The sequence below is a fragment of the Sinosporangium siamense genome (genome assembly GCF_016863435.1).
GTDB lineage: Bacteria > Actinomycetota > Actinomycetes > Streptosporangiales > Streptosporangiaceae > Sinosporangium > Sinosporangium siamense.
Genome location: NZ_BOOW01000040.1, coordinates 17,938 through 30,450 on the forward strand (window position 1 = coordinate 17,938; position 12,513 = coordinate 30,450).

A 12,513-nucleotide genomic window follows, 5' to 3' on the forward strand; every position below is an offset into this window, starting at 1 on the left:
CGCGTTGACCCGAACCTTGCTTGAGGTTGCACGATGTGATGCCAAGTGACGTGAACGAACAGGGGAGAGCCATGAGTGAGCGACGCAAAATCCTCGTGATCGGGGCCAGTGGCAATGTGAGCCGGCACGTGGTCGACGGGCTCGTGGCGGCCGGGGCCGAGGTGCGTGCGCTGACCAGGTCGACCTCGGCCGCCGCGTTCGAGCCGCCTGCCGGGGTGGAGGTCGTGCACGGGGATTTGCGCGAGCCCGAGACGCTGCGTCCGGCGTTGGATGGAGTGCAGGCCGTCTTCCTGCTCTGGCCGTATACGACGGCCGAGGGGGCGCAGGCCGCGGTGGACGTGATCGCCGCCCCGGGGCGGCATATCGTCTATCTGTCCGCGATGGCCGTGAGCGAGGATCGATCCCCCCCAGGAGAGCGGCCTGTGGGGGCAGGTGGAGCACGCCATCCCCGGGCATCCCGCCCGCACCTTCGAGGAATGGGCATGCGACCACGCCGGCGATTTCTCCCCCGGTACGGCGGAAGTCGGGGCGGCGAGGCCCTGACCTGAGAGGCGTCCCCCTCAGCCTGGCAAGAGCCCCCGAGAGGCCGGGGAACCGTTGACAACTGGCATAGCCAATCATAGGTTTCCCTTGTCGCAATCGATTGTGATCAGGCCTGTACCAGCGGCGATTCCCCTCCACCCCGTGTCGTCGGGGCGGGGGTCGCCTATGGCGCAGTCGTACGGTGAGGTCCGCGTCGCTCCCCTGCCAGGAGAATCGCCGCGGCCTCGCCGCCCCCCGGTACGGACGATTGAGGCATACATGAGGCGTAACCTTCTCCGGCCCATGACCGCGCTCTGCCTTGCGGTGAGCCTGACGGCAGCCTGCGGCGGCGCCCGCAACGACACCGGGACCGGCCCGGTGAGCGGCGGCAAGACCACGACGGACGGCCCCTCCGGGACCCTGAGGATCGGCAGCAGTCAGAAACTCGACGACTGGGAGCCCTTGACCAAGGCGAACGAGACCTACCTTTCCCTGGTGTACGAGGGGCTGATCTCCCTCGCCGCCGACGGGGTCACGCTTCAGCCCAGGCTGGCGACGGAGTGGAGCCAGGACGCGTCGAAAGTCGAGTTCACCCTGCGGGAGGGCGTGGTCTTCCACGACGGCACGCCGTTCGACGCCGACGCCGTGGTGACGAACCTTGAGCGGGTGCGGGACACGCCGAGCCAGTGGCAGGCGGTGATGAGCGCGGCGGAGAAGATCACCGCGGTGGACAAGACCCGCATCCGCATCGACCTCAAGAGGCCGTCGCCCGACTTCCTGCCGAACATCGCCAGGCGCGGAGCCTTGATGGTGTCGCCGAAGGCGCTGAAGGAGGGGACGTGGAAGACGCAGCCGAGCGGCACCGGAGCGTGGACCTTCCAGGCCAAGGAGTCGGTGCCCGGCTTCAAGACGGTCGTCACGTATTTCGATAAGTACTACGCCCCGCAAGAGGTCGGCCCGCGCCGGATCGAGATGTCGTTCATCGCCGAGGCCGACTCGGTCTACAACTCCCTCCGGGCCGGCCAGCTCGACATCGGGTGGACCACCGCCACGCTGGCCAAGCGGGCGGAGACCGAGGGCTTCAAAACGAGCAGCTACCCCTCGGTGATGTGGCACCTGCTGATGATGGACACACGTGGAACGTTCCAGAACCGGAAGCTCCGCCAGGCCATCTGCCACGCGCTCAACCCTCAGGACTTCATCGACACCCTGCTGGGCGGCGTCAGCGACATCCACACCCAGCGCCTCCGGGACGGGCAGACGGGCTACAACCCCGAGGTGAAGGGCTATCCGCACGACCTGGCCAAGGCCAAGGCGCTCATGGCCGAAATCGGCAACCCGAAGGTCGAGTTCGCCTTCCCCGCCTACGACTCCCAGCGCCAGGTGGCCGACCTTTTCCGCAGCCAGATGGCGGCCATCGGCGTCGACGTCAAAGTCGAGATCATGCCGTTCGCCACCTTCTTCAGCGTCTTCCGCAACGGCAAATATCCCGCCGCCATCTTGTCGGACTCCCCGGACACCGGCCCGCACGACTATTACCGCTATCGCTACGTCAAGGGCGGCGTCAGCAACCCCTACAACGTCACCCACCCCTCGCTCGACGCGATCGTCGAGCGGGCGCTCGCGGCGTCCGGCCCCGAGGCCGAAAACGCCGAGTGGCAGAAGTTCATCAAAGAGGTCGACGACCAGGCTCTCGACTGCGGCTTCTTCGACTTCACCGGCTTTTGGGCCTACAACCCGAAGAAGGTCGACAACATCGTCAACATCGTGGGGAACGTCGCGACCTTCCGCTACAAGGAGGCCCGCGTGACCGGCTGAGCGGATAGCGGCTCAGCGAATCCCGGCTTTCGCCGTACGAAATCATTCTGCTGTGGAGGGACGCATTGTCCGACCGACGCATTCTTATAAAGAACGGCTTTATCATCAGCCTCGACCCCGGGATCGGCGACCTGCCGCGCGGGGACGTGCTGATTCACGGTGACCGCATCGAACGTGTCGCGCCGCTGATCGAGGACGACGGGGCCGAGGTGGTCGACGCCGAGGGCACGATCGTCATCCCAGGCCTGATCGACACACATCTGCACATGTGGCAGCAGCCGATGCGCGGCCTCGGCGCCGACCTGTGGGGCATGAACGACTACATCTCCCGGGTATATCCCCTTCGCGAGCGTTTCCGGGCGCAGGACATGTTCGCCTCGACCTACACCTGTGCGATCGAGGCGCTGGGCAACGGCACGACGACCGCGCTGGACTTCTGCCACAACGTCCTCACCGAGGACCACGCCGAGGAGGCGCTGCGCGCCCACCGCCTGACCGGGCAGCGGGTGGTGTTCGGCTATGGCATGGTCGGATATGCGGACCGGATCGAACGCGAGCGCGACGACCGGCTCGCACACGTGAGCCGGCTCCACGCCGAACTGGGCGACGATCCGACGGCTCTGGTGAGAATGGGCCTCGCCCCTGGCACCCTGAACTTCTCCACCGTCAAGGGCATGCAAATCGAGGTGGAACACGGGCGCGGGCTGGGCCTGCCCATGACGATCCACCAGAACGACGCCGGGGAACTCTACAAAATCCACGACGCCGGTCTTCTGGGACCCGACCTGCTTCCCGCGCATTCCAACAACGCGTCCGACCACGAACTCGCCCTGCTGGCCCGCTGCGGATGCAGCATTTCCTTCACCACCGAGGGGGAGTTCAGCGGCGGCAGGAACATGAGCGTCGTCGGCAGGGCCGACCGGGCCGGAGTCTCACCCACTCTCGGCGTCGACGGCCCGTCGTTCGTCGCGGTAGACATGTTGTCGCAGCTGCGTTTCACCTTCCGCATCATGCATGCCGTCGAGGCCCAGCACGAACGCGCCGAAGGGCGCTGGCCCCTGGCGCATTCCCCCGGAATCCCGTTCGTGACGGCGCGCCGCGTGCTCGAATACGCGACGGTCAACGCCGCCAAGGCACTCGGCATGGAGCGCCACATCGGCTCCCTCACCCCCGGCAAGCAGGCCGACCTTGTGCTGCTGCGCATCGACCCGTACGGCATAGCCGCCGGTGACCCCGCCAACCACGTCGTCCTGCACAGCGGGGTGGGCGACATCGACGCGGTCATGGTGGCCGGGCGGTTCCGCAAGAGGGACGGCAGGATGGTCGACGTGGACGTCGAGCGCCTCCGCGCCCTGTCGGGGGAGATACGCTCCCGCCTCACCAGCTGATCTCCCCATGCGTCGAGACGGGGCCCCGCACCCACGCGGGGCGTCGCACGGCTGCTCAAGCCGGGTGCCGGACGTCCAGTGGGGCGTCCGGCACCCGTCGCCCGTCAGCTCTGGAAGGCGGCGGCGTTTTCACGCACCCACTGCGCGAAGGTCCGCGCCGGCCGCCCGGTGACCTCCTCCACGGTGGGGAGTACGGTGTAGCCCAGCTCGGGGGTGTTCGTGCGCATGGTCAGGAAGAACTCGACGTCCTCGTCGGAATAGCCGATCTGACGCCACTCGGCGACGACCTCCTCCTGGGTGCGCTCGATGAAGCGCACCTCGCGGCCGAGCGCCTCGGCGATCGTGCTCACCTTGGTGCGGGTGGTGAGCACCTCCGGGCCGGTCAGCACATATTCCCGCCCCGCGTGCCCCTCGTGCGTCAGCACGGCAGCGGCGACGGAGGCGATGTCGGCGTCGTGGATCATCGCGCTCTTCGCGTCCGGGAACGCGTCACGCACGACGCCTTCCTTCGTGATGGACTCCGCCCACTCCAGGGCGTTCGACATGAACTCCACCGGGCCGAGGTGGGTCCACTCCAGCCCGCCGGCCTCCACGGCGTGCTCCAGCGGGCTCTTGGTGATGTCCCCCTTGAGCACCGTCATCTTGCGCACGCCCGACGCGACCGCCAGCTCCACGATGTCGGCGCCGTTGGTGAGGGGTGAGAAGTCCGCGCCGTTGAAGCTGATCAGGTGCGCGGCCGTGACCCCTTCGAAGGCCGCGCGCAGACTGCCGGTCACGGACAGATCCCCGGCGACCACTTCCGCCCCCTCCGGCAGGCCGGCCTTGGCGGGGTCGCGGGTGAGCGCCCGGACCCGATGCCCGGCCGCCAGCAACTCCTCGACGAGCGGCCGGCCCACGTTGCCCGTCGCACCGGTCACGAGAATGGTCATAACTGTCTCCCTTCGTGAGTACGCCGAGAGACTAGAAGCCATTGCGGCCCTTTTCTGTCCGCATTCGGCGGGCGGAGAGGTCAAATCTCACAGCACCGAAGGGACCTGAAAGACAGTGCGGCATGCCGTACCGGCCCCGTGTGCACGGCATGCCGCGAAGTTCAGAGCACGACCGCCTGGGCGTCGATCTCCACCAGCATCGGCTCCTGCGGGAGCTCCACGAAGATGGTGGTGCGGCACGGCTTGACGCCGCCGGGCGGGATGTTCTCCTCGATGAACTCGGCGTAGACCTCGTTCATGAGGGGGAAGTGGGCCCGCGTCGTGAGGTAGACGCGGAACATCACCACGTCCTCGATGGTCGCGCCGCCCGCCTCGACGATGGCCTTCACGTTCTCCAGGGTGCGGCGGGTCTGCGCCTTGACGTCGCCGTGGTGGAGGTATTCGCCGGTTGCCGGGTCCTGCGGGCCCTGGCCGGAGACCTGCAGGATGGGGCCCTTGCGCACGCCCTGGGAGAACATCCAGGCCGGTGCGGGGGCACCGTCGGTGCGGATCTCGATCTTGTCGCTCATCTTTGTTGTCCTAGCGGTCGCGTTGGGTCGATCGGACGGGTGTGTCGCGAAGGGCGGGGGAGTGGATGCCGTCGGGGGTGACGCGGGTGGCGGCCCAGTCGCGGGGCGAGGCGGCGAGGAGGGCGCCGATCACGTGCGGGGGCGCCATGGTGCCCTGGTCGCCGTGGGCGGTGAGGGCCGCCGCGGCGGAGAGGTGGCCGAGGCGGAGGCGGGCGCGGTGGTCGAGGCCGCGCAGGGTGCCGGCGAGATATCCGGCGGCGAACGCGTCACCCGCCCCGGTCGCCTCGACGACGTCGACGGTGAGAGCGGGCTCGCCCACGGCGGTGCCGTCGCGGAGCAGGGCGGTGACCTGGCGGCCGGAGTCCTTCACGACGAGGGTCGCGGGCGAGGGGAACATGCGGCGCAGCCCGGTGGGAGTGGAGACGCCGAAGGCGGCGTGGGCCTCGTCGGCGCCGACGAGCAGCACGTCGGCGGCGTCGAGGAGGCCGGGCAGGACGCCGGGGTCGCGGTCGTGCCAGAGGGCGGGCCGCCAGTTGAGGTCGAAGCTGATGATCTGCTCGGTCCTGCGGGCGGTGAGGAGACCGCGCACGAGCGCGAGGCACGTGTCGGACAACGCCGGGGTGATGCCCGACAGGTGGAGCAGCCGCGCCTCGGCCAGCATGGGCCCGGCGGCGGGGTCGTCGAGGAGTTCGGGGCCGAGGGCGCTGGCGGCGGACCCGGCGCGGTAGTAGTGCGCCCGGGTCTGGCCGGCGGCCAGTGGCGGGTGTGTGCCGCCGGGGAGCGTCAAGGGCGGGAGGAGCGGGGCCGAGGCGGGCATCCGCGTGCCGTCGATGTCGAAGGCGCCGGCTGCGGTGGCTTCCGCCGTACCGGCCCGCGAGGCCGCTCCCCGCGGTGGGACCGCTCCCGCTTGGGTGACGGCTCCAGGGCCGACGGGGGCGAGGTCCGGGTCGCGGCCGATCTCCTTGAGATAGAGCCCGGTGGGACGGCGCGGGTCGACGGCGACCGCGGAGACGTCGACGCCGCGCGAGCCGAGCTCGGCGACGAGCCGGCGGCCGAAGGCGTCGTCGCCGACGCGGCTGATCCAGGCGCTCGGGATGCCGAGGGCGGAGAGGGCGCCGGCGACGTTGGACTCGGCGCCGCCGACGGTCACGGTGAAGGACTCGACGGCATCGAGGGGACCGGGGCGGTCGGGCAGGAGGGCCGCCATGGATTCGCCGACACAGACGGCCTGTGGGGTGGGGTGCTCCTGCGCCGCCTGTCGTGCCATCGGAGGGTTTGCTCCTCGGGATCGGTTGTCTGGACCCCTTGCTCGGTCGGGCGCGCGGGGTTGCCTGAGAGGTTCCGACAAGGATGCTAGAACCGGACAGGCAATATCGCAACATGCGTTGCGTTATGTGCAACGCAGTCCGGGTGGACGAGTTGAGCGCTGCGGGGGTCAGGTCCGCAGCGTTCGAGCCCGTCCACCCGGTGGTGGGTACGGCTGACGCCCGCCTGGCGCGGCCCGCGCCCGCAGAGCGTGCCGTCAGAGGCCGCCGTCAGCCTGTGCCGTCAGGGGGTGCCCCTCCTGGCCGTTCCCGCCGGTGTGCCGCGCAGGGCGCCGCCGGGCAGCGCGCCGGTGTGCCGCCCCTCGGCGACGACCGCCACCCCCGCCACGAAGACGTAGGGGATGCCCTCCGCCTGCTGCCGGGGCTCCTCGTAGGTGGCGGTGTCCCGCACGGTGTCCGGGTCGAACAACACGAGGTCGGCGTGGTAGCCCTCCTTCACGAGGCCACGCCGGTCGAGCTTGAGCCGCCGGGCCGCCCGCCCGGTGAGGTGGGCGACGCACTCGGCGAGCGAGAGCACGCCGAGCTCGCGCACGTAGTGCCCGAGGAAGCGGGGGAAGGTGCCCCAGGCCCGCGGATGCGGGCGGGCGCCGACCAGCAGGCCGTCGCTGCCGCCGGTGTGGGCGGGGTGGCGCATGATGGCGCGGACGTTCTCCTCGTGGCCGACGTGCATCAGGATGCCGGTGGCGAGCCGGTCGGCCAGCAGCAGGTCGAAGAAGACCTCCGTGCCGGTGCGGCCCTGCGCGGCGGCCAGGTCGGCGACGGTGGCGCCGACCGCGTAAGCCAGGTCCGGGTTGGCGACGCCGGAGATCTGGATGGTCCGCCAGTCGGTGACGACGCCGTGGCAGCCGTCGCTGCCGTGCACCTCCAGGTCGAGCCGGATGCGCTCGCGCTCGGCCGGGTCGGCCAGGCGCGCGAGGGTGTGCTCGGGGCCGCCGGCCGACGCCCAGCTCGGCAGCAGCGCGGAGAGGGTGGTGGAGCCAGGCAGGTAGGGGTAGGTGTCGAGGCTGATGTCGCAGCCGCCCTCGATGGCCTTGTCGAGGAGGTCGAGCAGCTCTCCGGCGCGGCCCTCGTTGACGCCGAAGTTCATCGTGGCGTGCGCGAGGTGCAGCGGGCAGCCGGACTCGCGGGACAACGCCACCATCTCGGCGTAGGCCTCAAGCGCGCCCGCGCCGTACGACCGGTGATGGGGGGAGAAGTAGCCGCCGTGCTCGCCGACGACGCGGCACAGCTCGGTGAGCTCGCCGGTCGGGGCGTACATCCCCGGGGTGTAGGTCAGGCCGGCCGACATGCCGACGGCGCCCTCGGCCATGGCGGTCGCGATGAGCTGCTTCTGCCGGTCGAGCTCGGCGGGCGTGGCGGGCCGGTCGTCCCAGCCCATGGCGAGCATGCGCACGTTGCTGTGGGGGATGAGATAGCAGGCGTTGACCGCGATGCCCCGGTCGAGGCGGTCGAGATATTCGCCGACCGAGCGCCAGTCCCAGTCGAAGCCCGCGGGGTCGCCGTTCCAACCGGCGATGTGCCGCCGGAGCTGTTCCAGGGTGGTGTCGTCGACCGGCGCGTACGACAGGCCGTCCTGGCCGAGCACTTCGAGGGTGACGCCCTGGCTGACCTTGGCGAGATGGTCGGGCTCGGTCAGCAGGAGCAGGTCGGAGTGGGCGTGCATGTCGATGAAGCCGGGGGCGAGCACCAGCCCGGCGGCGTCCAGGGTGGGGCCGCCACCGAGACCTGAGCCGATCTCGGTGACGGTGCCGTTGGCGACGCGGACGTCGGCGGTGTAGAGAGGGCCTCCCGTGCCGTCGGCGATCGTGGCGTCTTTGATGATCATTTAGAAGTACGTCCTCACCAGATCCACAACCCGGTCGTCCTCCACGACCGGGATCAAGGTCCATTTATCCAGAGCCGTGCACGGATGGGACAGACCGAACCGGACAACGTCTCCGATGGCGAGGGTGGACTCCGGGGTGAGGCTGAGGAAGGTGTGCTGGTCGTTGAGGGCGGTGACCGCGGCCCCGCGCAGGAGCTCCGCCCCCTTGCCCCGCACGGAGTGGGGCTCGGGCAGCCCCTCGTCGAACGGCAGATCGCGCTTGCCGGCGTCGAGGAGGACCAGGGACGGGTCGGGGCGGGAGATGACGCGGGCCCAGCCGTGCATCGCCGGTTGGAACGGTGTGTTCCCGACGCCCCGGGAGAAGGGCGAGATGGTGCGGTAGAAGCCGTCGTCGTGGATGACGTAGGCGCCCGACCGGAGCACCACGCGGGCCGGCAGCCCGCCGAGCACGGCGGCGACCCGGTCGAAGTAGGCGCTGCCCCCGGCGGTGAGCACGGGTTCCTTGACCTCGAATTCGAGCTCGGAGGCCAGGCGGGCGTGCAGGTCGGCGAGATCGCCGAGGAACGCGTCGACCGTCGCGAGGCTCGCCGGGGAGGCGTCGTGGGCCAGCGCCCCCTCATATCCGGCGGTGCCGGCGAGCCGCAACGACGGCGCGGCCCGCACGGCGGCGGCCACGGCGGCTGCCTGCCGGGCGTCGCGCGCGCCCGTGCGCCCGCCAGGGGCGCCCAGCTCGACGCACACGTCGACCGGCCGCCGCACCCCGGCGCCGCGCAGCACCCGGTCCATAAGCTCGACGGAATCCACCGAGTCGACCCAGGTCAGGAACGAGAAGCCGGGGTCGCCGTCGAGCTCCGCACCGATCCAGGCCAGGCCCGCCGGGTCGAGTAGGCTGCTCGCGAGCATGACTCTGGACACGCCGAACGCCCGCGCCACCCGCACCTGCGGCAGGTTTGCGAGGGAGATGCCCCACGCTCCCGCCTCAAGCTGCCGCCGCCACAGCGCGGGCGCCATCGTGGTCTTGCCGTGCGGCGCGAGCGTGAGGCCGGCCTCCGCAGTCCAGCGCGCCATCAGGGTGATGTTGTGGGTGAGCGCGGCGGCGTCGAGCGTCAGCAGCGGGGTGCCGAAACGGTCCAGCGTGGGGTCGGTGGCGAGGAACTCCTCGACCGTCGGCGGCTTGCCGGTGCCGGTGTCCCAGGGGGTGGCTTTGAATCTCCAATCGAGCCGCTCATCGCGCAAGGTGTGAACGGCGTCGTCGTCGATGCCCATCCGACCTCCATGATTGCATCTTATGCAACCCGCGTTGTATGTTGTGTTTGAGTGTTCTAGCATCGGCGGCGGACGGCAGTCAACGCCTGCCGGACCTCCCCCACCCCCGCGCGGCGCGACGCCGCGGGCATGCGAAAGAGTCGCGATGAGTCAGAGTCTGGGCCGAGGCCTTGCGATTCTCGGTGAGCTGGCCGAGGGCGGCCGATCACTCGACGACCTGGCCGGCCGGCTCGGGGTGCACAAGACGACCGTGCTGCGGCTCCTGCGGGCGCTGGAGGACAAACGCTTCGTCTATCGCGATCCCGGCCACCGCTACCACCTCGGCTCGGCGCTGTTCGCCCTGTCCAGCCGGGCCCTGGAGCAGCGCGGCGTGCGCGGCACCGCCGCCCCCCACCTCGGCAGGCTCAGCGACTCGACCGGCCAGACCGTGCACCTCGGCGCCTATGAGGACGGCGAGGCGGTCTACATCGACAAATACGACTCGCGGCACCCCGTGCGCATGTATTCGCGGATCGGGCTGCGCATGCCGCTCCACTGCACCGCGATCGGCAAGGTGCTCCTCGCCGACCTCCCCGAGCGGGAGCGCAGACGGGTGGCGGGCTCCATCGAATACACCAAGTTCACCGCCAACACCATCGGCGGGCCTGAGGAGTTCCTCGCCGTGCTCGCCCGCGTCGCCGACCAGGGCTACGCCGTCGACCACGCCGAGCACGAGACCTTCATCAACTGCGTCGCCGCCCCCGTCCGCGACGCCAGCGGATCCGTGGTCGCCGCGGCGTCGATCTCCGTGCCCGACGTGGTCCTGCCGTACGAACAGGTCATCGCCCTCCTCCCCGACCTGATCGCCACCTCCCGCGCCATCTCCGCCGACTGCGGCTGGGACCCGGCCCGCACCACCCCCTGACACCCGGTACGGCGGAAGCCGGGTCGAACCGGTCATTTGGCCTTGGACACGCACTCCTTCGGGTAGACGGAGGCCGGGACGTAGATCAGCTTTTCCACCGTCCGAGTGACCCACCGCTGGCGTCGAGAGCGCACCGTGGATCTTTCGCTGCACCGGACGCACGCCCGAACGCTCAGGTTCCCCGTTCACAGCAGATGGCCCCGTTATGTAGTTCTTTTATTTCAGCCTTCGTGCTCTGGCGTTGCCACCGCGCTGCCGTCAACCAACTCAAAAGGTTCTGCCGGAAGTATCTCCGGCAGAACCTTCTTCGTTCATCGCGCGATTGCCGATCTCCTCCATGCGCGAATTAGCCTGACTCCACACACCTCGACAACGCGCAAATCATTTCTCTGAACGACATTCTCGTGGCATTTGCGACGAAGCCACCACTCCGATCGCCGCTTGAGCAAGCCGGCCCGTAGATCAGGGGACCCCGCTACTTCTTCGAGACCATTGAAATCCCGCCCATCGCAAGGGAGAAAACCCGGGCCAGCGCCTTCCGCACGTCCGGGTCCCGATCAAGCCGCTCCAACGATGCGTACCTCGCTGGATCAAGATCGATCGTGGCAACTCCGCCAGCACTTCCGTCGTCTGCGGCAGAGAACAGGAGAAGGCATCGGTAGGCCCGTACAGCTCCTCCCCTCTCTTCGCGCATCAGTGATTGAAGAACAACGTTTCCTTCCTTAACCTGGCTGCGGAGTGCATCCACCGAGGACCATCGGGTTGCCCAGCCTCGCCCCTCCGCCTCCGATTGGATCGCTATCAGCGTATCGAAGCTGATCTGACACACACGGAAGTCAGAGTCGGTCGAACGGATCAGAGGCATCAGGCACTACTTCCCGTCATAAACCTTGAACGCGGATTGATGTATTCGGGTCGGCAGGTGCGGGAGCACGGCCTTGGTCAGCAGGTAGGTGCCGCCCGCGGTGACCACCCTGCGAGATCAGCAAACCGGACATCAGCTCTTTCCGTAGGCTGTTTCTCCCTTTCAATCCCGCTCCAGGTCTGGCTTTTTTCCAATACTGACACTGTGAGGGAGTAAGCGGGGACTGTAAAGCCCGTTCCGCCGGAGAACGGGCTCCACGGGTCTCACATAATCATTGTGCCGCCCTGCGGATGGGCATGAAGGTCGGAGTGGGCTCGCGGGTGAGGAAGTCGGTCACCAGGTGGGTGACAAGTTCCGGCTTTTCAAACATGAGCAGGTGGGTCGTGCGCGGCACGATCGCGAGTTCCCCTGCCGGAAGGCCGCGATAGAGCGCCACGGAGTGCTCCAGGTGCACGATGTCGTCGTCGCCGGACATCACCAGGGTGCGGGCCGTGACCTTGGCCAGGTCCACCTCCGTCAAGCCGGGGTCGCCCTGTGCCATTGCGACGATCTTGGACACGATCACGGGGAAGTGGTCGCGCCCGTCGGGGGAGACCTCCGCATAGCCGTCGACGACGGGCTGCGGCATCTCCCCTTCCTCGGTGGGGGCGATGATCCAGCCGTCCCGGTGGAAGGCCCCGCTGATGAGAACCAGGCTGCGCACCAGGTCGGGACGGTTGCGGGCCACGTGCAGCGCGACCGTGGCGCCGGCGCTGTAGCCCGCGAGGTGGGCGGGCCCGCCTACGGCCTTCTCCAGGAAGGCCGTCATGTCGGCCGCCATGATCTCGCCGGTGAAGGGGCCCTCGACATCGGGGCTGTGACCGTGCCCCCGGCGCTCGGGGGTGTACACGCGGAAGTGCGCAGAGAGCCGGTCGAGGGAGCCGTGGAAGTCGCGCGAGTCGCTGAAGCCGCCGTGCATGAGGACGAGAGGGTCGCCCTGGCCGCGCTCCTCGAACCAGATGCGCGCGTCCCCGGCGGCGATGTAGTCGCCCATGGTGATGGTCCCTTCTGTGGTGCCTTGCCGTACAAACCTTTCATCAGGGGATACGATCCGGCGCGCCGA

General features: G+C 69.1%; 10 protein-coding genes. 4 read left to right on the forward strand and 6 right to left on the reverse strand.

Going from position 1 to position 12,513, the window contains the following annotated elements:
• Window positions 1-71 precede the first annotated feature (71 nt).
• The 3 genes from Ssi02_RS29985 (at window position 72) to Ssi02_RS29995 (ending at window position 3,728) form a co-directional block, all read left to right on the forward strand.
• A complete protein-coding gene (locus Ssi02_RS29985; protein ID WP_204030966.1) occupies window positions 72-548 on the forward strand; it encodes an SDR family oxidoreductase in 477 nt (158 codons plus the stop codon).
• Window positions 549-801: 253 nt separating this feature from the next.
• On the forward strand, window positions 802-2,340 hold the full coding sequence (locus Ssi02_RS29990; protein WP_204030967.1) for an ABC transporter substrate-binding protein: 1,539 nt from the start codon (window positions 802-804) through the stop codon (window positions 2,338-2,340).
• A gap of 65 nt (window positions 2,341-2,405) precedes the next feature.
• A complete protein-coding gene (locus tag Ssi02_RS29995) occupies window positions 2,406-3,728 on the forward strand; it encodes an amidohydrolase family protein (RefSeq protein WP_204030968.1) in 1,323 nt (440 codons plus the stop codon).
• A gap of 104 nt (window positions 3,729-3,832) precedes the next feature.
• Here the strand turns inward: Ssi02_RS29995 and Ssi02_RS30000 are convergent, their stop codons facing one another.
• The 5 genes from Ssi02_RS30000 to Ssi02_RS30020 all read right to left on the reverse strand — a co-directional run bounded on the left by Ssi02_RS30000 (window position 3,833) and on the right by Ssi02_RS30020 (window position 9,642).
• Window positions 3,833-4,657 carry an SDR family oxidoreductase gene (locus tag Ssi02_RS30000; protein ID WP_204030969.1) on the reverse strand — a complete coding sequence of 275 codons (825 nt, stop codon included), beginning with the start codon at window positions 4,655-4,657 and terminating at the stop codon, window positions 3,833-3,835.
• A gap of 161 nt (window positions 4,658-4,818) precedes the next feature.
• Entirely contained in the window at window positions 4,819-5,226 is a 408-nt protein-coding gene (locus Ssi02_RS30005) for a RidA family protein (protein ID WP_204030970.1), read from the reverse strand.
• A gap of 10 nt (window positions 5,227-5,236) precedes the next feature.
• Window positions 5,237-6,493 (reverse strand): sugar kinase, encoded by a 1,257-nt coding sequence (locus tag Ssi02_RS30010; protein ID WP_204030971.1) that lies wholly within the window; start codon window positions 6,491-6,493, stop codon window positions 5,237-5,239.
• Between the two features lie 281 nt (window positions 6,494-6,774).
• Window positions 6,775-8,376 (reverse strand): N-acyl-D-amino-acid deacylase family protein, encoded by a 1,602-nt coding sequence (locus Ssi02_RS30015; RefSeq protein WP_204030972.1) that lies wholly within the window; start codon window positions 8,374-8,376, stop codon window positions 6,775-6,777.
• A complete protein-coding gene (locus Ssi02_RS30020; protein ID WP_204030973.1) occupies window positions 8,377-9,642 on the reverse strand; it encodes a type III PLP-dependent enzyme domain-containing protein in 1,266 nt (421 codons plus the stop codon). It lies immediately after the preceding gene.
• 145 nt (window positions 9,643-9,787) lie between these two features.
• On the opposite strand from Ssi02_RS30020, the gene Ssi02_RS30025 reads away from it, so the two are divergent.
• Complete coding sequence (locus Ssi02_RS30025; protein ID WP_204030974.1) at window positions 9,788-10,546, forward strand: IclR family transcriptional regulator; 759 nt, start codon at window positions 9,788-9,790, stop codon at window positions 10,544-10,546.
• Window positions 10,547-11,682: 1,136 nt separating this feature from the next.
• Here Ssi02_RS30025 and Ssi02_RS30030 read toward each other — a convergent pair.
• Complete coding sequence (locus Ssi02_RS30030; protein ID WP_204030975.1) at window positions 11,683-12,444, reverse strand: alpha/beta fold hydrolase; 762 nt, start codon at window positions 12,442-12,444, stop codon at window positions 11,683-11,685.
• Window positions 12,445-12,513 lie beyond the last annotated feature (69 nt).